At 73.5% G+C, this 19,647-nt stretch carries 21 protein-coding genes; 9 read left to right on the top strand and 12 right to left on the bottom strand.

The annotated features are described in order from the left end of the window. Positions 1 to 18 precede the first annotated feature (18 nt). The 6 genes from ACFP6A_RS12810 to ACFP6A_RS12785 form a co-directional block, all read right to left on the bottom strand. Positions 19 to 1,257, bottom strand: a complete 1,239-nt coding sequence (locus ACFP6A_RS12810) for an MFS transporter (RefSeq protein ID WP_379604111.1) — start codon at positions 1,255 to 1,257, stop codon at positions 19 to 21. A 724-nt stretch (positions 1,258 to 1,981) separates the two neighbouring features. Further along, positions 1,982 to 2,836, bottom strand: a complete 855-nt coding sequence (hisN, locus tag ACFP6A_RS12805) for a histidinol-phosphatase (protein WP_379604109.1) — start codon at positions 2,834 to 2,836, stop codon at positions 1,982 to 1,984. A 10-nt stretch (positions 2,837 to 2,846) separates the two neighbouring features. Continuing rightward, positions 2,847 to 3,545 carry a CPBP family intramembrane glutamic endopeptidase gene (locus tag ACFP6A_RS12800; RefSeq protein ID WP_379604107.1) on the bottom strand — a complete coding sequence of 233 codons (699 nt, stop codon included), beginning with the start codon at positions 3,543 to 3,545 and terminating at the stop codon, positions 2,847 to 2,849. Further along, positions 3,542 to 4,573, bottom strand: a complete 1,032-nt coding sequence (gene rsgA, locus ACFP6A_RS12795; protein ID WP_379604105.1) for a ribosome small subunit-dependent GTPase A — start codon at positions 4,571 to 4,573, stop codon at positions 3,542 to 3,544. Before rsgA ends, ACFP6A_RS12800 begins: the two co-directional genes overlap by 4 nt. After that, positions 4,570 to 5,874, bottom strand: coding sequence for a 3-phosphoshikimate 1-carboxyvinyltransferase (aroA, locus tag ACFP6A_RS12790; RefSeq protein ID WP_379604104.1), 1,305 nt, complete (start codon positions 5,872 to 5,874; stop codon positions 4,570 to 4,572). The genes rsgA and aroA overlap by 4 nt, the downstream gene beginning before the upstream one ends. 76 nt (positions 5,875 to 5,950) lie before the next feature. Next, positions 5,951 to 6,496 (bottom strand): DoxX family membrane protein, encoded by a 546-nt coding sequence (locus tag ACFP6A_RS12785; RefSeq protein WP_379604102.1) that lies wholly within the window; start codon positions 6,494 to 6,496, stop codon positions 5,951 to 5,953. Between the two features lie 72 nt (positions 6,497 to 6,568). Between ACFP6A_RS12785 and ACFP6A_RS12780 the strand changes: the two genes are divergently transcribed. The 4 genes from ACFP6A_RS12780 (at position 6,569) to rsrA (ending at position 9,012) form a co-directional block, all read left to right on the top strand. Next, positions 6,569 to 7,372 (top strand): SOS response-associated peptidase, encoded by an 804-nt coding sequence (locus ACFP6A_RS12780; RefSeq protein WP_379604101.1) that lies wholly within the window; start codon positions 6,569 to 6,571, stop codon positions 7,370 to 7,372. After that, positions 7,347 to 8,009: an alpha/beta family hydrolase gene (locus ACFP6A_RS12775; RefSeq protein WP_379604099.1), complete on the top strand. Its 663-nt coding sequence runs from the start codon at positions 7,347 to 7,349 to the stop codon at positions 8,007 to 8,009. The genes ACFP6A_RS12780 and ACFP6A_RS12775 overlap by 26 nt, the downstream gene beginning before the upstream one ends. 125 nt (positions 8,010 to 8,134) lie before the next feature. Further along, a complete protein-coding gene (locus ACFP6A_RS12770; protein WP_379604097.1) occupies positions 8,135 to 8,755 on the top strand; it encodes a sigma-70 family RNA polymerase sigma factor in 621 nt (206 codons plus the stop codon). Continuing rightward, complete coding sequence (rsrA, locus tag ACFP6A_RS12765) at positions 8,752 to 9,012, top strand: mycothiol system anti-sigma-R factor (RefSeq protein WP_379604096.1); 261 nt, start codon at positions 8,752 to 8,754, stop codon at positions 9,010 to 9,012. Before ACFP6A_RS12770 ends, rsrA begins: the two co-directional genes overlap by 4 nt. Positions 9,013 to 9,024: 12 nt before the next feature. Here the strand turns inward: rsrA and ACFP6A_RS12760 are convergent, their stop codons facing one another. After that, positions 9,025 to 9,099 carry a 50S ribosomal protein bL37 gene (locus ACFP6A_RS12760; RefSeq protein ID WP_379604230.1) on the bottom strand — a complete coding sequence of 25 codons (75 nt, stop codon included), beginning with the start codon at positions 9,097 to 9,099 and terminating at the stop codon, positions 9,025 to 9,027. Positions 9,100 to 9,163: 64 nt separating this feature from the next. Next, a complete protein-coding gene (locus ACFP6A_RS12755; protein WP_379604094.1) occupies positions 9,164 to 9,826 on the bottom strand; it encodes a hypothetical protein in 663 nt (220 codons plus the stop codon). Positions 9,827 to 10,328: 502 nt separating this feature from the next. On the opposite strand from ACFP6A_RS12755, the gene ACFP6A_RS12750 reads away from it, so the two are divergent. The 4 genes from ACFP6A_RS12750 to ACFP6A_RS12735 all read left to right on the top strand — a co-directional run bounded on the left by ACFP6A_RS12750 (position 10,329) and on the right by ACFP6A_RS12735 (position 14,628). Further along, a complete protein-coding gene (locus ACFP6A_RS12750; protein ID WP_379604092.1) occupies positions 10,329 to 11,729 on the top strand; it encodes an HD-GYP domain-containing protein in 1,401 nt (466 codons plus the stop codon). Next, a complete protein-coding gene (locus ACFP6A_RS12745) occupies positions 11,726 to 13,030 on the top strand; it encodes an HD-GYP domain-containing protein (RefSeq protein WP_379604090.1) in 1,305 nt (434 codons plus the stop codon). Before ACFP6A_RS12750 ends, ACFP6A_RS12745 begins: the two co-directional genes overlap by 4 nt. A 62-nt stretch (positions 13,031 to 13,092) precedes the next feature. Next, the gene (locus tag ACFP6A_RS12740) at positions 13,093 to 14,214 is read left to right on the top strand and encodes a type IV pilus twitching motility protein PilT (protein WP_379604088.1); all 1,122 of its coding nucleotides are present in this window, start codon (positions 13,093 to 13,095) and stop codon (positions 14,212 to 14,214) included. Between the two features lie 27 nt (positions 14,215 to 14,241). Next, on the top strand, positions 14,242 to 14,628 hold the full coding sequence (locus ACFP6A_RS12735; RefSeq protein ID WP_379604086.1) for a thioesterase family protein: 387 nt from the start codon (positions 14,242 to 14,244) through the stop codon (positions 14,626 to 14,628). 10 nt (positions 14,629 to 14,638) lie between these two features. On the opposite strand, the gene ACFP6A_RS12730 is transcribed toward ACFP6A_RS12735, so the two are convergent. Continuing rightward, a complete protein-coding gene (locus tag ACFP6A_RS12730) occupies positions 14,639 to 15,190 on the bottom strand; it encodes a GNAT family N-acetyltransferase (protein WP_379604085.1) in 552 nt (183 codons plus the stop codon). A gap of 53 nt (positions 15,191 to 15,243) precedes the next feature. On the opposite strand from ACFP6A_RS12730, the gene ACFP6A_RS12725 reads away from it, so the two are divergent. After that, positions 15,244 to 16,620 carry a glycosyltransferase gene (locus tag ACFP6A_RS12725; protein ID WP_379604083.1) on the top strand — a complete coding sequence of 459 codons (1,377 nt, stop codon included), beginning with the start codon at positions 15,244 to 15,246 and terminating at the stop codon, positions 16,618 to 16,620. 15 nt (positions 16,621 to 16,635) lie between these two features. On the opposite strand, the gene ACFP6A_RS12720 is transcribed toward ACFP6A_RS12725, so the two are convergent. Genes ACFP6A_RS12720 through ACFP6A_RS12710 form a run of 3 tightly spaced genes read right to left on the bottom strand, consistent with a single transcriptional unit; the run spans position 16,636 to position 19,563 of the window. Continuing rightward, positions 16,636 to 17,601: an ArsA family ATPase gene (locus ACFP6A_RS12720; protein ID WP_379604081.1), complete on the bottom strand. Its 966-nt coding sequence runs from the start codon at positions 17,599 to 17,601 to the stop codon at positions 16,636 to 16,638. Next, on the bottom strand, positions 17,588 to 17,848 hold the full coding sequence (locus ACFP6A_RS12715; RefSeq protein WP_379604080.1) for a hypothetical protein: 261 nt from the start codon (positions 17,846 to 17,848) through the stop codon (positions 17,588 to 17,590). Before ACFP6A_RS12715 ends, ACFP6A_RS12720 begins: the two co-directional genes overlap by 14 nt. After that, entirely contained in the window at positions 17,836 to 19,563 is a 1,728-nt protein-coding gene (locus tag ACFP6A_RS12710; RefSeq protein WP_379604078.1) for a carbon starvation protein A, read from the bottom strand. Before ACFP6A_RS12710 ends, ACFP6A_RS12715 begins: the two co-directional genes overlap by 13 nt. Positions 19,564 to 19,647 lie beyond the last annotated feature (84 nt).

Raw genomic sequence — 19,647 nt, 5'->3', positions numbered from 1 at the left:
GCGACAGCTCCGGACGTCTCAGTGTGCGGGGACCGGCCCTTGTGCGGTGCGTGCCGACCGGTTCATCCCCAGCACCCAGACGGCGGCAGTCGCAGCAACAGCCGCCAGCGCCCACAGACCCGCCGCGTAGCCACCTGTGGTCGAGTAGACGGCGCCCATGACGAGGGGCGGGACGAAGCCGCCCATCCCCCCTGCGGCCCCGACGACCCCCGTCACCCCGCCCACCTTGCCCGGGTCGGCAAAACGCGCTACGTAGGCGAAGACGGCGCCGGCGGCCGCTCCGAGCGCACCGGCGAGGACGAGGAACGTCGTGCCGGCGAGGACCTCCAGTGGTGGGTGCAGGGCGGCCGCCCCCGCCGCCACGGCGGCGACCCCGAAACAGGTGGCGAGCACCGGCAGGGGTCCGAGGCGGTCCGACAGCCAGCCTCCCGCAGGTCGCATCACGACGGCGAGGACGACGAAGCCGGCGGTCCGCAACGCGGCCCCCTCCTGGCTGAGGTCGTAGGCCGTCTTGAGGTACGTAGGCAGGTACACGCTGAAGGCGACGAACCCGCCGAAGCCCAGCGCGTACATCAGCGAGGCCTTGATGGTCACGGGCATCGTCAGCGTCGTCCAGAAGCGGGCGAGCACTGACCCCGTGGCCGGTGCGGGGCGGCCGGGCGCGGGGCGGATGAGAGCCATCGCCACGAGGCTGTAGACGACCAGCAGCAGGGACACCAGGACGAACGGGAAGGACGGCCCGACGGCGTCGACCAGCCCGACCGTCGTGAAGGCGGCGATGGCCGTTCCACCCATCCCGGCGCCGAAGACACCGACCGCCAGTCCCCGACGGGCCGGGGGGTACCACCCGTTGACGTGCGGCACCCCGACGGCGAAGGACGTGCCGGCGATGCCGAGGAAGAAGCCGCCGACGATGTACTTGACGAAGGAGTCCGCCAGGAACCCGAGGTACAGGACCGGCGGGACGGTGACGAGCGTGATCGCGGGCATCATGATCCGCGCTCCGTAGCGGTCGGTCATCGCCCCGACCGGGATGCGCCCCAAGGAGCCGACGATCACCGGGACGGCGACGACCAGCGCCAGCTGCTCGGCGCTCAGCGACAGCTCGTCCTGAAGTCGGGGACCCAGCGGGCCCAGGAGGGCCCACGCCCAGAAGGACAGGGCGAACCCCGTCGTGGCGAGGACGAGGTTCAGCGTCGCCGCGCGGCTGCCCGGGACTGCCGGTGTCGTCTCCGACGAGGCGCCTGGTGTCTGCATGGCGGTCAGCCTCCCGCAGGGAGCTCCCGGCCGCCAGGACTGAGCGGCCCGTGTCGGTCCTGCCGTCTGGCACAGTGGCCGCCGTGACCGTCCGTGACCTGGTCCGGCGCAGCCGCCGGGACCTGCTCCTGGCCGCCGGGGTGATGGCCTGGATCGGCGTCGTCCTGTGGCTGGACCGCTCCGGGCCGATGCTCGAGCAGGTGGCGCTCGGCGTCCTCACCTGGGGAGTGCTGATCGCTCTGCTCCGTCGCGAGACCCCGCTCGTGCGGGCCCAGACCGGTGTGGTCGTCGTGCTCGCCACGATGGTCGAGTACACGTTCTCCCCGCTGCTCGAGGCGTACACGTACCGGCTGGAGACCGTGCCCGCGTACGTGCCGCCCGGGCACGGGCTCGTCTACCTCGCCGCGCTGGCGCTCGGCCGCAGCGAGCTGTTCCGGCAGTGGTCCCGCCCGCTCGTCGCGGCGACGGTCGTCGTCGGCGGGGCCTGGGCGGTGCACGGCGTGACGCTGGCCGAGCGGCACGACGCCCTGGGCGCGTTCTGGTTCGCCTGCCTGCTCGGCTTCCTCGCCTGGGGCCGCTCCCGGACGCTCTACGTGGGGGCGTTCCTCGTCGTCAGCTGGCTGGAGCTGGTCGGGACGGCGTGGGGCACCTGGCAGTGGGCCGAGCGGGACCCGGTCCTGGGGGTCGTCACCCAGGGCAACCCGCCGAGCGGCGCCGCCGGCGGCTACGGCTGGTTCGACCTGTGGGCGATCCTGCTCGCGCCCTCCGTGCTGTCCTGGTGGAGCGCCGTGCTGTCCTGGTGGAGCACCCTGAGGACGTCGTCGTGGAGGTGCCCGTTCGTGGCCAGGGCGCTGCCGCCGAAGGGACCGGGGACGCCGTCCAGCGAGGTGAACCGGCCGCCCGCCTCGGTGACGACCGGGACGAGCGCCGCCATGTCGTGCACCTCGAGCTGGGGCTCGCAGGCGATGTCGACCGCGCCCTCGGCGAGCAGCGCGTACGACCAGAAGTCGCCGTAGGCGCGGGTGCGCCAGCACCGACGGGTGAGGTCGAGGAACTGCGGCAGCGACCCGCGCTCCTCCCAGCCGGCGAGGCTCGAGTACGACAGTGAGGCGTCGGGGAGCCGCCGGACGTCGGAGACCCGTAGCCGGGTGGCCGAGGACAGCCGTGGCCCGCTCCACGCCCCGGAGCCGACCGCGGCCCACCAGCGGCGGTTGAGCGCGGGAGCCGACACCACGCCGAGCACTGGCTCCCCGTCGTCGACGAGGGCGATGAGCGTGGCCCACACCGGCACGCCGCGGACGAAGCTCTTCGTGCCGTCGATCGGGTCGACGACCCACTGCCGCGGGCCGTGTCCGGTCGGTGCGTACTCCTCACCGATGACCGCGTCCCGAGGCCGGGTGCGCCCGAGCTGGGCCCGCACCAGCTGCTCGGCGCCGCGGTCGGCGTCGGTGACCGGGCTGAGGTCCGGCTTGGCCTCCACCCGCAGGTCCTGGGCGCGGAAGCGCTCCATCGTCAGGCCGTCGACGGAGTCGGCGATGACGTGGGCCAGCCGCAGGTCGTCGTCGTAGCCTCGGTTCACCCCGTGCACGCTACCGGTGCGCCAGCCGGTCCGCTGCCGCCACGGCGAGCGTGCCGAGGGCGTTCGACGCGGCGTGGACGACGAGGGGTGCGGTGACGCTGCCGCTGCGCCGGTGCAGCGCGGTGAGGAACCAGCCGGCCAACGACGTGCTCACCACGGCCGCCGCGGTCGACCCGGCGAGCCGCCGGGGCGCCCGGACGCCGTCGGCGCGGGCCGCCTCGAGCGCCGGCCGCACGTGCCACAGACCGAACACGACCGCCGCGGCCTGCTCGGCGCGCCGCCGAGGCAGCAGCCGGCCGAGGACCGCGGGCAGGACGGCGCGGAACGCGACCTCTTCCCACAGCGCCGTGCCCACGGGGACCCGCAGCGCGACGTGGTGCGCGACCTCGCGACCGGACAGCTCGGTGATCCGCTCGTCGGCCAGCAGCCGGCGCAGCCCCGGGACGGCGACCGCGGCGGCGATGCCGCCGGCGACCACTGCGGCCAGGGTTCCGCCGAGGCGCAGCCCGGCCGGGACGCGCGCGAGCTCGGTGCCGAGCTCGGCGGGGGTGATCCCTCGGGCCCGTGCCAGGACCAGTAGGCCGGCGGCGGCCGCGCTGTTCGCCGGGACGTAGCGGCGGGAGTGCCAGTCCGTCGCGCCGAGCCCGTTGTTCCAGGCGGCGAGACCGAGGGTGACGGCGGCCGCGGTGACCGCGTCCCCCCGGGTCACCCGTCCGCCTCGGTGCGGCTTCGCAGCAGCCGGCGCAGCGAGTCCAGCCGGGCCCGGCCGTGCGGTCCGGCGTTGCCCGCCTCGACCCACGCGTCCAGGGCGCAGTCCGGCTCGTCGTGGCTGCAGCCGCGGGGGCAGCCGGCGCTGCCGGGCTCGAGGTCCTCGAAGGCGCGCAGCAGGTGCTGCGGCTGCACGTGCGCGAGCCCGAACGAGCGGATGCCCGGGGTGTCGGTCACCCAGCCGGACCGGCCGGGCAGCCGCAGCGCGACCGCCGAGGACGAGGTGTGCCGTCCCCGTCCGGTGACGGCGTTGACGCTGCCGGTGGCCCGGTCGGCGTCCGGGACCAGGGCGTTGACGAGCGTGGACTTGCCGACCCCGGAGTGGCCGAGCAGCACGGTCTCGTGCCCGGTCAGCCGGGCGCGGACGTCCTCCACCCCGTCGATGGAGCCGTCCGGACGCCGGCGGGTCACGAGCGTGGTCAGGTCGAGGTCGCGGTAGGCGGCCAGGAACGGGGCGGGGTCGGCGAGGTCGGCCTTGGTGAGGCACAGCAGCGGCGTGATGCCCGCGTCGTACGCAGCGACGAGCGCGCGATCGACCATCCGGTGCCGGGGCGCGGGGTCGGCGACCGAGGTGACGACGACGAGCTGGTCGGCGTTGGCGACGACGACCCGTTCCACCGGGTCGCTGTCGTCGGCGGTCCGGCGCAGCACCGTGGCCCGTGGCTGGACCCGGACGATCCTGGCCAGGGCGTCCGTCGTCCCGCTGACGTCGCCGACGACTCCGACCCGGTCGCCGACGACGATGCCGGTGCGCTGGATCTCCCGGGCCCGCATCGCGACGACGACCCGCTCGGTGGGGCCGTCCTCGTCGACGAGGGTGGTGTACCGGCCCCGGTCGACGGTGAGGACCCGGCCGGTGACGGCGTCCTCGTGCCGTGGCCGGTCCTTCGTCCGGGGTCGAGACCCTCTGGGGTTGGGGCGGATCCGGACGTCGCTCTCGTCCAGGCGTCGCGTCGACCGGGGGGTCACCCGGTGGCCTCCCGAGCGGGCTGGAGCATCCGCGACCACATGCCGGGGAAGTCCGGCAGGGTCTTCGCCGTGGTGCCGACGTCCTCGACCTGGACGCCGGGCACCCGCAGGCCGATCACCGCGCCGGCGGTGGCCAGCCGGTGGTCGCCGTAGGTGTGGAACACCCCGGCGTGCAGCGGGGCGGGGCGGATGACCAGCCCGTCGGCGGTCTCGGTGACGTCGCCTCCCAGGCCGGTGATCTCCCGGGCCAGTGCCGCCAGCCGGTCGGTCTCGTGGCCGCGAAGGTGCGCGACGCCGGACAGCCGGGACGGGGTGTCGGCGAGGGCGGCGAGCGCGGCCACCGTGGGGGTGAGCTCGCCGGCGTCGTGCAGGTCGGCGTCCACCCCGTACAGCTCCCCGGTGCCCCGCACGGTGAGGCCGTCCCGCTCGAGGGTCACCTCGGCTCCCATCGAGTCGAGCAGGTCCCGGATCGCGTCGCCGGCCTGCGTCGTCCACTGCGGCCAGCCCGGGACCGTGACGCGACCCCCGGTGACGGCCGCGGCGGCCAGGAAGGGGGTGGCGTTGGACAGGTCCGGTTCGACCTGGACGTCCAGTCCGCCGATCTCCCCGGGCTCGACCCGCCAGGTGTCCGGCTCGAGGTCGTCGACGACGACGCCGACGTCGCGCAGCGCCTCGACGGTCATCGACACGTGCGGCCGGCTCGGGATCGGCGCGCCGGTGTGCCGCACCGTGAGGCCCCGCTCGAAGCGGGCCGCGGCCAGCAGCAGCCCGGAGACGAACTGGCTGGAGTCCGTGGCGTCGATGGCGACCTCGCCGCCGGTCACGGCGCCGGTGCCGTGAACGGTGAACGGCAGAGCCCCCCGCCCGTCGTCGCTGACCCGGACGCCGAGAGCGCGCAGGGCCTCGAGGACCGCTGACATCGGCCGCTCGCGGGCGCGGGGGTCGCCGTCGAACCGGACGTCGCCGGTGGCGAGGGCCGCGACCGGGGGCAGGAAGCGCATGACCGTGCCGGCGAGACCGCAGTCGACGGAGCCGCCGTGCAGGGGGGCCGGCGTGACGAGCCAGTCCTCACCGAACGGGGACGCTCCCGGGACGTCCTCGATGCCGGCGCCGAGGGCCCGCAGGGCACCGGCCATGAGCAGGGTGTCGCGGGAGCGCAGCGGCGCCCGGAGCCGGGACGGCTGAGCGGCCAGGGCGGCGATCACGAGGTAGCGGTTGGTCAGCGACTTGGAGCCGGGCAGGGTGACGGTCGCGTCGACGGGCCGGTCCGGGGTCGGCGCCGGCCACAGCGGCAGGCTCATAGGTGGCGAGCCTACGACCCGGTGCGGTGCACGGAACGCTCGCTCTCGGACCCTGACGCCTCGGACCCCTGACGCCTCAGACCCCGACGGCGCTGCCGGCACGCCGCGCCGCCCGCTCAGCCTCCCGGCGAGCCTGCCGCGCCACGGTCCGCGCCTCGCGGCCGGCGTGCCGGGCGGTGCGCCGGGCGTCCTTCGTCGCGTGCCGGGTCCGCCACGCCAGGCCGGGACGGCCCTCGGTGTCGACGGTGGCCAGCAGCACGCCGCCGAGCAGCCCGAGGTTCTTGAGGAAGTGGGTCCGCTGCCGGCGCCTCTCCTCCGGGTCACGCACGGTCCAGAACGGGTGCTCGACGTACGTCGTCGGGACGAGCGTCGCGGCCAGCACGGCCGAGGACACCCGGGGAAGGCGGTTGAGGGCGAGCAGCGCGCCCGCCCCGGCCATCGCCGCGCCGTTGGCCCGCACGAGCGTCTCCGGGTCGTCGGGCAGGTGCAGCGGTCCGGCGACCCGGTGCACGAGCGGGCGCGCGGCCTCCGCCTTGGCGGCGGGGTGCCGGACCTGGTCCAGGCCGGTGGTGATGAAGACGGCGGACAGCAGCGGACGGGCGATGCGGCGGACGAGCGTCATGTGCCTTGTCCTACCGCAGAACGGCCCGTGGCGCGAGACCACCGGGGCTGCGCTGCTGGCAGGCTGGGTGCCATGTGCGGCAGGTACGCGGCGAGCCGGCACCCCGACGAGCTCGCCGAGGAGTTCGAGGTGGACACGGTGGAGCTGGACCGGCCGGCCGCTCCGGGCCGCGACGGCCCCGACTGGAACGTCGCGCCGACCACGGCGAACCCCGTCGTCCTCGAGCGGGACGACGCCCGCCGGCTGCGGCTGCTCACCTGGGGGCTCGTCCCGTCCTGGGCCAGTGACCGCACCGTCGGAAACCGGATGATCAACGCCCGGGCCGAGTCGCTGCTCGACAAGCCGGCCTACCGGCGCGCCGCCGCGGTGCGCCGGTGCCTGGTGCCGGCGGACGGCTGGTACGAGTGGCAGGCCAGCCCGGTCGTCACCGACGGGCGGGGCCGGCCGCGCAAGCAGCCCTTCTACATCCGCCCCGCCGACGACGAGGGTCTCGCCTTCGCCGGGGTGTACGAGCTGTGGCGGGACCCCGGCCGGGACGCCGACGACCCGGCGGCCTGGCTGGCCACGTACGCCATCGTCACGACGGACGCCGAGCCCGGTCTCGACCGCATCCACGAGCGGATGCCGTTCGTCCTGCCCCGGGAGAGGTGGGACGCCTGGCTCGACCCGGCGATCACCGACCCGGACGACGTCCGCGGGCTGCTCGCACCGGTACCACCGGGTCGGTTCACCGCCGTCCCGGTCAGTCCGCGGGTGAACAACGTGCGCAACAACGGCCCAGAGCTGACCCAGCCGGCGCCGGTCGAGGAGCTGGTCGGGGTCGTCGACCCGGCGACGGGGGAGCTGCTCGGTGGCCAGGACACCGCGCTCTTCTGAGGTCGAGGTCCCGACCTCGCAGGGCCCGGCGCAGGTCCGGCTCAGCGAGCCTGCCGGACGCCCGGTCGGGCGGCTCGTCCTCGGTCACGGGGCGGGCGGCGGGGTCGACGCCCCGGACCTGCTCGCCGTCCGGGACGCGGCGGTGGCCGCGGGCTGGGAAGTGGCCCTCGTCGTCCAGCCGTGGAAGGTGGCCGGCCGCCGGGTGGCCACCGCACCCGCCCGGCTCGACGCCGCGTGGACCGAGGTGCTGCGGGCCCTGCCCGCTCGCCGGCCGCTCGTCGTCGGCGGCCGCAGCGCCGGGGCGCGGGTCGCCTGCCGGACGGCCGCGGACCTCGACGCGGTGGGGGTGTGCTGCCTGGCGTTCCCCCTGCACCCGCCGGGACGTCCCGACCGAAGCCGGGCCGGTGAGCTTCCGGACGACCGGCCGGTCCTCGTCGTCCAGGGCCGCCGGGACCCCTTCGGCAGCCCGGACGACGTCCGGGCGGCGGCACCCCACGGCCGGGCCGAGGTGGAGGTCGTCGCCGTCGACGGGAACCACGCCCTGGCAGCCGACCCGGACGCCGTGGCCGGCGCCGTCGTCGCCTGGCTCCAGCGGCTGCGGAACACACCCGGTCGCGGTGGTGTTCGCACCGGGTGAGAACGCTGCCCCGTCCCCGTCCGGAGGTCACGCCCGTGCTGGTCAACCTTGACGCCGTGCTTGCCGGCGGGGTCGCCCCGTCGCGGTTCGCGGACGGCTCAGGCGCAGCACTAGGCTCAGCGGCGATGAGCGAGGAGACGACGCGCGCCCCTCAGGAGGAGACCTCCGAGCAGCGCGCTGCCCGCTTCGAGGACGAGGCGCTGCAGTACCTCGACCAGCTGTACTCCGCGGCGCTGCGGATGACCCGTAACCCGGCGGACGCCGAGGACCTCGTCCAGGAGGCGTACACCAAGGCCTTCGGGTCGTTCCACCAGTACCGGCCCGGGACGAACCTCAAGGCCTGGTTGTACCGGATCCTCACCAACACGTACATCAACTCCTACCGCAAGAAGCAGCGGCAGCCGCAGCAGTCGCAGGCGGAGGAGATCGAGGACTGGCAGCTCGCCCGCGCCGAGTCGCACACCTCGACCGGTCTGCGCTCGGCGGAGGCCGAGGCGCTCGACCGGCTGCCCGACTCCGACGTCAAGGACGCCCTGCAGGCCCTGCCCGAGGACTTCCGGATGGCGGTGTACCTCGCGGACGTCGAGGGCTTCGCCTACAAGGAGATCGCCGAGATCATGGGCACGCCCATCGGCACGGTGATGTCGCGGCTGCACCGCGGACGTCGCCAGCTGCGGGCGATGCTGGAGGACTACGCCCGGGAGCGTGGGCTGGTGCCCACGTCAGGATCGGGGGAGGACTCGTGAGCTGTGGTCGCCCGCACGAGACGGACTGTCGTGACGTCCTCGACCGGGTCTACGAGTACCTGGACGACGAGCTCACCCACCACGACCTCGTCCGCATCCGCCAGCACCTCGACGAGTGCGCCCCGTGCCTGCGGCAGTTCGACCTCGAGGTGGCGTTGAAGGCGCTCGTGCGCCGGTCCTGTCAGGAGCCGGCCCCGGACAGCCTGCGGACCCGGATCATGGCGCGGATCACCGAGGTCCGCGTCCAGCTGGACTGAGCCCGGACGCCGTCAGGCGTTGGGGCGGTTGCCGTGGTTGGCGGCGCTGTTCTTGCGTGCGCGGCGCTTACGGGCTCGCTTGCTCATCCGGGTCCTCCTCGAGGTGACGGTGGTCTGCGTGCCAGCATCGTCCCACACTGGCAGGGGCGGCTCAGCCGGCGAGGGTCCGGTTGAGGGCGTCGAGCACGGCCCGGGCCACGGCGTCCGGGTGGTCTCCGCGCACGGGCGCGGAGCCCGTCAGCACCTGCTCGCCCACCCGCGGGACACCGAGGACGAGAACGACAAGTGCGACCTCCCGGGTGGCGGTGCGGACCAGGTCCGCGGTCTCCAGCTCGCAGCGCATGCCGAGCAGCTCGCGGAGGGCCGCCAGCGTCGCCGAGGCCACGATGCGTGGCCGGTGAGAGGGCGAGAGCGGGCCGAGCGCGGAGCCGGTGAACGCGTCGTCCCCGGCGCCCAGCGTCACCTCAACCTCGTACTGGCCGCCGGCGGTGCGGGTGGCGATGCTCGTCACGACCACGCGCGCGTGGTCCGGCCGGTCCGCCGTCGCCTCGGCGGCGGAGTCCTCCTCGTGCGTCGCGTCCCGGTCGCCGATCTGGACGACGGACACGATGCGGTGGTCCAGGTCGAGGTCGAACTGGGCCAGGGCGACGGACTGGACGTCGCGGACGAGCTGCTTGGCGGGCTTGCCCGGGTTGGCCAGGACGTGGATCTCCTGGGGGCGGGCGTCCGGGTCGGTGACGACGCTCACCGCACGGACGTCGGACAGCTGGCAGAGGGCGTCCTCGAGGTCGGGCAGCAGGCGTAGGGCGGGCACGGCGGGCTCCAGCGGTCGTTGGTCGCGTCGTCGCGGAGGGTAGGGCAGAATGGGCCCGGATCGCGGGACGTCAACCGATTGTCACCCCGTGACCGTTTCGGCGGTACGGCGAACGGGTGAGTCACGCTACGTCAGGGACTGTTCGCTTGACGTGGTGGCTGGCGATCACTTCACTGTACCTGGGCGTCACGCTGGTCACACTGATCACAGCACTCCCGCGACGCCGAGCCACAACTCCAGAGCGAGCAAGCGGGGCCGACAGCTCACAGTCCCGTGACCGAGTCAGTCTTCACCCTCGAACGCGTTTCCCACGGAGCGGAGCGGAGCGCGCGCGGACGAGCAGCGGTGTCCGTGACATCACGTGAAGGATGTGATGTCGAGATGAAGATCATCGTGGCTGCGGTGGAGCGCATGCTCTCCGCGGAGGCGGGTTGGTCCTGGGAGGGTCGCTGATCCTCCACGAGCTGTCGACCCCGGTTGCTCCCTCTGACCGGAGGAGCCCGTGCTCGACCTACCGCGTGCTGCGAGGGCGTTCATCGCCCTGCTCGTCGTGCTGGACGTCGGCTACCTTGTTGCCACGGGTGCCGCTGTCGAGCCCTGGCACGACCTGCGCTGGGTCCCCCTCGTCATCCTGGTTGTGCTGGGGGCCGGCGGGTACGCACTTCGAGTCTCGTCCCACGGCGGTCAGGCGATCTCGGTCGGTTTCATCGTCCAGCTCGCGGCAATCCCCCTGCTCGGGGTGTGGGGAGCCGTACTCGTCGCGACCCTGGCGGGCGTCGTCCAGATCAACGGCTGGAACCCCGTCGTCCGCACCTTCAATGCGGCCCAGTTCGGGCTGGCCACTCTGGCTGCCGCCGCCACCTATCGCCTCACCGGTGGGTCCTTCGACATCGCGCACCTGAGCGGGCTGGAGTTCGTCTGGGGCAACTTGCTGCCGATGACGCTCGCCGCCGGGGTGATGTGCCTGGTCAACGCCGCTCTCGTCTCCGGCATCGTGCACTTCCACAAGGGCGTTCCGTTTGGACGGGTTTTCTGGGAGACCCTCCGGCCCGGGGCCGCTCCCTACCTCGGGTACGCCATGTTCGGCGTCCTGCTCGCCGTGCTCTGGGACGGCGCCGGCATCGGACCGCTCTCGGCCGTCCTCGTCCTCGCCCCGCTCTACGTCGCCCGCTGGGCCTGGGCCCAGTACGCCGCCGAGCAGGAGGCGTACGAGCGGACGGTGCTCGCCCTGGTCGGCGCGGTCGAGGCCAAGGACCTCTACACCCGCGGCCACAACGAGCGGGTCTCGCACGCCAGCGTCCTCATCGCCCGCCAGGTCGGCCTGGCCGCAGACCGGGTCGAGATGGTGCGCTTCGCCGGGATGCTGCACGACGTCGGCAAGATCGGCGTCCCGACCCGGGTGCTGCGCAAGAGCGGCAGGCTCACCGACGAGGAGTTCGCCGCCATCGCGCTGCACCCGGTCCGCGGTCTGGAGATGGTGCGCGGTATCGAGTTCCTCGAGGACGCCTACTCCGGGATCCTGCACCACCACGAGCGGCTGGACGGCAAGGGCTACCCGATGGGGCTGTCGGGCGACGACATCCCCGAGCTGGCGCGCATCATCGCCGTCGCCGACGCGTTCGACTCCATGACCTCGACCCGCTCCTACCGCCGCGCCCGGGAGGTGGACGAGGCGCTGGTGGAGCTCGAGGCCGGCAAGGGCACGCAGTTCGAGCCCCGGTTCGTCGACGCGCTCGTCGCCGCGCTCGAGCACGAGCCGTGGGAGCCGACCCGCGCACCGGCCGCCGAGGTGGCCGCCGGCGCCGCGGACGCCGGTGGGTTCGACCACGACGACCCCGACGCCCCCTCCTTCCACCGGGGCGCACGTCCGCTGCCGGACGGCGCCGACCTGGGGACGTCGTGACCGGGCGGGCCGGGCCCGCCGTCCCGGGGACGACACCGGCCGGCGTCGTCACCGGGATCGCCGCGCTCGTCACCGTCGTGGCCACCGTGTCCGCCGCGGTGTCGTGGAGCCGCGGGGAGCTCGGCCCCGTCGTCCTGCTCGGCGCCTTCGCCGTCCTCATCGCGGCCGGTGAGCTGCTGCGCCTCAACCTGCCGGGAGACCGCGACGCGGCACCGATCGGTGCGGCGATGGCGCTCGCGCTGGCCCTCGTGCCCGAGCTCGGTGACGAGCCGTTGACCTTCGGTGCCGGGGCGGTCGTCGCGGTCACCGCCGTCGGCGTCCTCGTCGGCGTCATGCCGCACGCCCTGGCCGGCCGCGCGCCGCGCGCGGACGTGCTGGCCCGGCGGGTGCTCACCGTGGCGATCGCCGCGGTGCTCTTCCGCTCCGTGCCGGTGGCCGGACGCCCGCTCGTCGAGCACGTCACCGACTGGGAGGACCACCGCTGGCTCGCTGCCCTGGTGATGATCGCCGTCGCGCTGCTCGCCGCAGCCGTCGACTCGGTCGTCGCCGCCGCGGTCCGGGCCGCCCGCCAGCACGCCCCGCTGCGGCCCGTGCTGGTCGACGAGGTGCGCGCCGCGGCCGGGATCAGCGCGGCCATCTCCGCGACCGGCGTCCTCGTCGCCCTGGCGGCCCGTCCGATGGACCTGCTGGCCCTGCCGGTGTTCGCCGTCCCGCTGCTGATCACGCAGTTCGCCTTCCGCCGGTACGCCATGGTGCGGCGGACCTACCTGCAGACGATCCGCTCGCTGTCCCGGCTCACCGAGATCGGCGGGTACACCGAGACCCGGCACTCCCAGCGGGTCAGCGCACTGGCCGTCGCGATCGGCCGCGACCTCGGGCTCGGCGAGTCCGAGCTGCTCGACCTGGAGTACGCGGCGCTGCTGCACGACATCGGCCAGCTCTCCCTGACCGACCCCATCCCCGGTGGCGCGACCGTGATGGCGTCCCCCGCGCAGCAGCAGACGATCGCCGAGCTGGGCGCCGGCATCGTCGCGAGCACCGGCGTCCCGGAGGCCGTCGCCGTCGCCGTCGCCCGACAGCACCGCCCCTACCGGACGCCGTCCGACCGGCTCTCCGGGGACGCCGAGGTGCCGCTGGCCAGCAGGATCATCCGGGTCGCCAACGCCTACGACGACCTCGTCGGCGAGTCCGGCGGCGAGGCCGCCCGCACCGTGGCGCTCGAGCGCATCCACCTCGGCCTCGCGCACGACTACGACCCCCGGGTGGTCGCCGCCCTGTCCCGGGTCCTCGCCCGCAGCTGAGCCGAGGTTCGACGAGACGGCGTCCGCTCAAGTCCGCGCCGGAACGCACCGACACTGCTGGGGTGAGCGTCAGTGAGGTGCAGCCCGCACAGAACGGCGACCGCCCGCCGCTGTCCGTCGTCGACTACCTGCTCGCCCTCGTCGAGCTGGCCGGCTCCGACCTGCACTGCAAGGTCGGCTCCCCGCCGCGGATCCGCATCGACGGCCGCCTGCGCAAGCTGCAGGCCCCGGAGCTGACCCCCGCGGACACCGAGCACATGGTGGCCGAGGTGCTGCGGCCCGACCTGGTCGAGGAGTTCGCGGCCACGAACGAGGCCGACTTCGCCTACTCCATGCCCGGCGTCGGACGCTTCCGCGTCAACGCGTTCCGCCAGCGGGGGTCCGCCGGTCTGGTGTTCCGCCGGGTGACCTTCGGTGCCATCCCGCTGGAGGACCTCGGGGTGCCGCCCGCCGTCGGGACGCTCGCCCTCGAGCCGCGCGGTCTCGTCCTCGTCACCGGGCCGACCGGCTCCGGCAAGACGACGACGCTGGCCGGGATGGTCAACGCCATCAACACCCAGCGCGAGGTGCACATCGTCACGATCGAGGACCCGATCGAGGTGCTGCACAGCGACGAGCTCGCCATGATCAACCAGCGGGAGCTGCGGATCGACACCTCCGACTTCGCCACCGCGCTGCGTGCCGCGATGCGGCAGGACCCGGACGTCATCCTCGTCGGGGAGATGCGGGACGCCGAGACCGTCCGGGCCGCACTCACCGCCGCCGAGACCGGGCACTTCGTCATGTCGACCCTGCACACGACGGACGCGCAGGAGACGATCAACCGCATCATCGACTTCTTCCCCCCGCACGAGCAGATGCAGGTGCGGCTGTCCCTGGCCGGGTCCCTGCGCGGCATCCTGTGCCAGCGGCTCGTCCCGCGTGCCGACGGGCAGGGGCGGTGCGTCGTCATGGAGGTCTGCGTGGGCACCGGGCGGATCGCCGACGCGGTCGCGGACCCGGAGAAGACGAGCACGATCTCCGACCTCATCGCCGACGGCGGGTTCTACGGGATGCAGACGTTCGACCAGCACCTCGTCACCTACGTGCGCGACGGCCTGGTCACCCTCGAGGACGCGATGGCCGCCTCGAGCCACCCGCACGACCTCATGGTCGAGCTGCGCCGGCTCGGTCTGGTCACCTGAGCGGACCCCTGACGTAGCCTGCGGTCGGTGAGCAGCGACCCCGTCACCCGGACCTTCACCGTCACCGACGAGGACACCGCCGCCGCACTGGGCAGCGGTGACCTGCCGGTTCTCGGGACGCCGCGGCTGCTCGCGTGGTGCGAGGCCGTCACCTGTGCCGCGGTGCCGGAGCGCCTCGCCGCCGGCCGGACGAGCGTCGGCACCCGGGTCAGCATGGAGCACCTGCGGCCCAGCGCGGTCGGGTCCCGGGTGACGGTCACGGCCGAGGTCGTCGCCGTCGACGGCCGGCTCGTGCGGTTCGCCGTCCGGGCCGAGGACGACGAGCAGGGCCTGCTCGCGGTCGGCGAGGTGACCCGCGTCGTCGTCGACGCTGACCGCTTTCTCGCCCGGGTCCGGGGACCCGCGCAGGGCTGACGCCGGACCGCTATGACCAGCCCCCGCCGTCCTGGGCTGCATCATCCGTGAGCGGCAGGGCGAGGACGAGCAGGTCCACGCCCGGCACCGGGGTCCAGTCGAGAGCCGGCTCGCGCCGGAACCCCAGGCGGCGGTAGATGCGGTGGGCCGCGTGCGAGTGCGGCTCGGTCGACAGCACGAGCCGGCGGGCGCCGTCCGCACGGGCCCGGTCGATGCACGCCTGCACCAGCGCCTGGCCGACGCCACGGCCGCGCGCGTCCGGGTGGACGCCGAGCATCCGGAACTCCGCCTCCCCCGGTGCGCAGACCTCCGCCAGCGGCGACCCGTGCCGGGCGTACGTCACGCTGCCTACCACCTCGTCGCCGTCCAGCGCCACGAGGACCGTCCCGTGGGCGGCCCGCTTCCGCGCGTTCCCGACGTCCTGGAGGTAGTCCCGGTCCCCGCCGAGCCCGTCAGCCTGGTAGGCGGCGACGACCACCGCCCCGGCCGCGTCCATCTCGTCGTCCTCAGCCGGCCGTACCTGGACCCGGCCCGTCACCGTCGCGTCGTCCACGGCCGCCATCGTGCCGTACGCGCCCAATTGCCTCTTGAGTGCCGGTTCGCACGTGCCGATGGATGACCGTGGAGCCCGGGAGCGTTCCGTCGCTGCTCACGCCGCTGCGTGATCCGCCCGCGGCGCGTCGGCGGAGCGGGCGGTACCTCAGCGTCCAGGTGAAGTTCACCATCGCCCTCGCCTGGTCCGTGCTGTGGATGGCCGGCTCCGTGTGGCTGTCACTGCCCTGGCTCCGCGACCTCGCCGACCTCACTCACCCTGTCATCGCCGTCCTCGTCATCACGCTGGTGGCCTACCTCCCGGGCGGCGTGGTCGCGTTCCTCGCCGCCAGCCTGGTGCTGGACCGGCAGCCGCCCCTGCGGGTGACCTCCCCGACGACCCCAGTGACCGTCGTCATCGCGGCGCGCAACGAGGCTGCCGGCATCGGGACGACGCTGCGCTACCTGGCGAACCAGGACTACGCCGGGCCGGTGACGGTGGTACTGGCGGACAACGGCTCCGCGGACGGCACCGCCGAGGTCGCCGCTCAGGCTGCTCAGGACCTCGGCGTCCGTCTCGTCGTCGTGGACGCCCCGGTCCCGGGCAAGAGTCACGCGCTCAACGCCGCTCTGGACCGGGTGACCACCGGCCTCGTCGTCACGCTCGACGCCGACACCCTGCTGCACCCCAGTGCGCTGCGGAGCCTGGTGGCGCGCCTGGAGTCCGCCCCGGACGACGTCGTCGCCGTCGCCGGGTCGATCCTCGTCCGCAACAGCCGGGACGGGTTCTGGGCCCGGATGCAGGAGTGGGACTACTTCCTCGGCATCGCCTCGGTCAAGCGGATGCAGGGCCTGTACCAGGGGACCCTCGTGGCCCAGGGCGCCTTCAGCCTGTACCGGACCGATGCGGTCCGGGCGGTGGGTGGGTGGCCCGACGCCATCGGCGAGGACATCGTCATCACCTGGCACCTCTTGGCACAGCGCGGCCGGGTGTACTTCGAACCCCTCGCAGTCGCCTTCACCGACGTGCCCGTGAGCCTTCGGCACCTCGCCCGGCAACGGGCGCGGTGGGCCCGCGGGATGCTCGAAGGGCTGCGTGCAGTGCCGCCGTGGCGTCAGCACACACCCATGACCCGGCTGATGACGGGGCTCGACCTCGTCATCCCGGCTCTCGACCTCGGGTACACGCTGATCTGGATGCCGGGGCTGGTGCTCGCTCTGGCCGGCTACTACTGGGTCGTCGGCCCCTGGACCCTGTTCGTCCTACCGCTGACCCTGCTGGTCAACGTCATCCTCTACCGGTTCCAACGCCGGCACGTCTTCGGTCGGCTGGGCCTGCGGGTGCGCCGCAACGCCGTCGGCTTCGTCGCCTACGTCGTGGTCTACCAGATGGTGATGTCGCCGGTGGCCGTGTACGGCTACCTCCAGGAGCTCGTGGGCAGCAGGAGGCGCTGGAAGTAGCGGTCTGTCCCCTCCTTACTCTCGGCCGAGCGCGTCGGCCAGCACCGCCCCCAGGACGTCGAGCGACTGCGGCCCCGGCTCCTCGGGCAGGTGGGGAAGCAGCACCTGCGACATCCCGCCGAGGTCGGCGTCGATCCGGTCCAGCCACGCGCGCTGGCCGCGGACCTGCGCCGCGAGGAACGGGTCCGCACTGCCGCTCGGGAGCACCCGGTTGACGACGAGCAGGCCCAGCGGCAAGCCGCCCGCTCGCAGGGCGTCCCGTGCTCGTGCGGTCTCCAGCACGGCGAGTCGTTCGGGCACGACGACCAGGTGGACGGCGGACTCGCGCCGCAGCAGATCACGCACGGCGGTGAGCCGGTCGCGTCGCGCCCGCAACCGAGTGGCGACCGGGTCCGGAGCCGGTTCGGCGTCCTCCCGGGCCAGGGCGCGGGCCAGGGAGTCGGTCCGCAGGAACGACTCGCGGGTGCGCAGCAGACCGTCCACCCAGCTGGACAGCAGGTCCGGCAGGGTCAGCAGCCGCAGCGTGTGCCCCGTCGGAGCGGTGTCGACGACGACCCGGTCCCAGGTGCCCGCGGTCACCGCGTCGAGCAGCACGTCGGACAGCCGGTCGAGCAGCGCGCTCTCCTGGGTGCCGGGACTGGCCAGCGCGGCGTCCAGGTGCCGCCGAAGCGCGGGCATCACCGCTGCCGGGACGACGTCGCGGGCGTCCTCGGCGATTCGCGCCACGTGCTCGCGGGCCACCTGCTCGGCGTCGATCTCCAGCACCGACCACCGAGGTCCGGCCGGGACCGGGTCGCGCCGGGGGTGCACCCCCAGCAGGTCGGACGTCGAGTGGGCGGGGTCGGTCGACACGAGGAGCGTCCGGTGGCCGTGGCTGGCGAGCAGCCTGGCGAGGGCCGCGGCCACCGTCGTCTTGCCGACCCCGCCCTTGCCGCCGACGAGGTGCACCTGGACGCCGGTGAGCGCCTCAGCAGCAGGCACTGCCGGACAGCCGGTCGATGCCCCGGGAGACGTGCAGCTGGTGGGTGCGGGTCAGCAGCCACGGGTACACCTCGAGGGCGTAGTACGACACCGGGCTCTGCGCCCCCATCGCCTCGAGCAGCAGGACGCCGAGCAGCTCCTCCTCCTCGCGACGCGCCTCTCGCCGCAGCTCCGTGCGCCACCGGGCCACGAAGACCGCGTCATGAGCGGCCTCGAGGCGACGCCAGGCCCGCCTCAGCCGGTCCACGGTCGGTCCGAGACCGGCTCCGACGGCTCGGTGGTGTCACGCCGACGGGCCGAGCGCAGGGCGATCGCCGCCTCGACGATCAGCCAGACCGCCAGGACGAAGATGATCGCGTCCAGCGGGGCGAGCACCCACTGGCCCTCCTCGATGAAGTTCCCGAGGTTCACGACCAGCGCCCACGACGTCATCACCAGCAGGAAGACCAGCGGCACGAGCACGGGCAGGCTCGGCCGCCCGCTGCGGGTCACCCACACCGCGATGACCGCTAGAGCGAGCCCGGCGGTGAGCTGGTTCGTGGTCCCGAACAGCTGCCACAGCACCCCGAAGGTGTAGCCGGCCTCGCCGCCACCGGGCAGCAGCGCCATCACCAGCGGCACGATGACTGCCACCAGGGACGCGAGCGTGAGGTTGCGGGCCAGCGGCCGGAACCCGGCGGACTCGGAGATCTCCTGGATGACGTACCGCTGGAGACGGACGCCGGTGTCCATCGTCGTCGCGGCGAAGCTGATGACGACCACCGCGGCGAAGACGGCGGCGACGTCCAGCGGGACCGCGAGGTTGTTGGCGAAGTTCGCCACGCCCTGGACGAAGTTGTTGGTCGCCCCGCCCGAGGCGGTGGCGAAGTCGACGTAGAAGGCCTCCCACTCCACCTGGGTGGCGGCAAGGCCGGCGGAGACGGCGAGGACCGATCCCATCGCGAGGCTGCCCTCACCGGCCGCGCCGACGTACCCGACGTAACGGGCGTCGGTGTCCTTGTCGAGCTGCTTGGCCGTCGTCCCGCTCGCCACGAGGGAGTGGAAGCCGGAGATCGCCCCGCAGGCGATGGTGATGAACAGGAACGGGAAGATCGGTGGTGAGCCCTCGGGGACGTCGTTGAGCACCGGGGCGACGATCCGGTCCATCCCGACGAGCATGCCCAGCAGGATGACCCCGAGCGCGATGAACAGCTGGTGGGAGTTGATGTAGTCCCGCGGCTGCAGGAGCACCCACACCGGCAGCCGGCTGGCGAAGAAGGTGTAGACGAACAGGATGATGACCCACAGGTCACGCGGCCGGTCGAAGCCGAGGTCCGTCGCCAGCGGGGTGATGTCCAGCGGCACCTGCTCGCCGACCCAGATGAAGAAGTACAGGATCGCCACCCCGACGAGCGAGGGCACCAGCGCCGAGCTGCGGGTCCGGTAGATGTACTGCCCGATGCCGATCGCGAACGGGATCGACAGGATCACCGGCAGCACCGCTCCGGGGTTGGCGACGAACAGGTTGCCGATGACGACGGCGAACACTGCGTTCACCAGCGTCAGCAGGAAAAAGATGATCAGCAGGAACAGGATGCGCGCCCGCCTGTTGATTACGTCGCCGGCGAGAGTGCCGATGCTGCGGGCCTTGTGACGGACCGAGACGACGATGGACCCGAAGTCGTGGACGCCGGCGGCGAAGACGGTCCCCAGCACGATCCACGCCAGCGCCGGACCCCAGCCCCAGAACACCGCGATGGCCGGGCCGACGATGGGCGCCGCGCCGGCAACCGAGGTGAAGTGGTGCCCGAACAGCACGTGCTTGTTCGTCGGCACGAAGTCCACGCCGTCACGCAGCTCGTGCGCGGGCGTCACGAACGCGGGGTCGAGGCCGAAGACGCGCCGGGCCAGGTACGCCGAGTAGTAGCGGTAGCCGACGAGGAAGATGGCCAGGACGGCGACAGCGACGACGATGGCGGGCATCGGAGTCCTCCCGTGACGGTCGGCGGCCCCGTTGTCGCCGAACCTGGCGGCGACGCTAGTGTCCGCCTTGTCCGAGATCAAGGG

Source organism: Quadrisphaera sp. GCM10027208, assembly GCF_042658805.1.
In the GTDB taxonomy this organism is placed as follows: Bacteria; Actinomycetota; Actinomycetes; order Actinomycetales; family SCSIO-59966; genus SCSIO-59966.
Note: the sequence above shows the minus strand (reverse complement) of the source record. Positions and strands in the feature narration are given on the sequence as shown.

What these genes read in the sequence shown, in the direction of transcription:
- ACFP6A_RS12810 (WP_379604111.1), bottom strand. Translation starts at nt 1,257, where the DNA reads ATGCAGACACCAGGCGCCTCGTCGGAGACGACACCGGCAGTCCCGGGC.
- aroA (WP_379604104.1), bottom strand. Translation starts at nt 5,874, where the DNA reads ATGAGCCTGCCGCTGTGGCCGGCGCCGACCCCGGACCGGCCCGTCGAC.
- ACFP6A_RS12785 (WP_379604102.1), bottom strand. Translation starts at nt 6,496, where the DNA reads ATGACGCTCGTCCGCCGCATCGCCCGTCCGCTGCTGTCCGCCGTCTTC.
- ACFP6A_RS12780 (WP_379604101.1), top strand. Translation starts at nt 6,569, where the DNA reads ATGTGCGGCAGGTACGCGGCGAGCCGGCACCCCGACGAGCTCGCCGAG.
- ACFP6A_RS12770 (WP_379604097.1), top strand. Translation starts at nt 8,135, where the DNA reads ATGAGCGAGGAGACGACGCGCGCCCCTCAGGAGGAGACCTCCGAGCAG.
- ACFP6A_RS12730 (WP_379604085.1), bottom strand. Translation starts at nt 15,190, where the DNA reads ATGGCGGCCGTGGACGACGCGACGGTGACGGGCCGGGTCCAGGTACGG.
- ACFP6A_RS12725 (WP_379604083.1), top strand. Translation starts at nt 15,244, where the DNA reads ATGACCGTGGAGCCCGGGAGCGTTCCGTCGCTGCTCACGCCGCTGCGT.
- ACFP6A_RS12710 (WP_379604078.1), bottom strand. Translation starts at nt 19,563, where the DNA reads ATGCCCGCCATCGTCGTCGCTGTCGCCGTCCTGGCCATCTTCCTCGTC.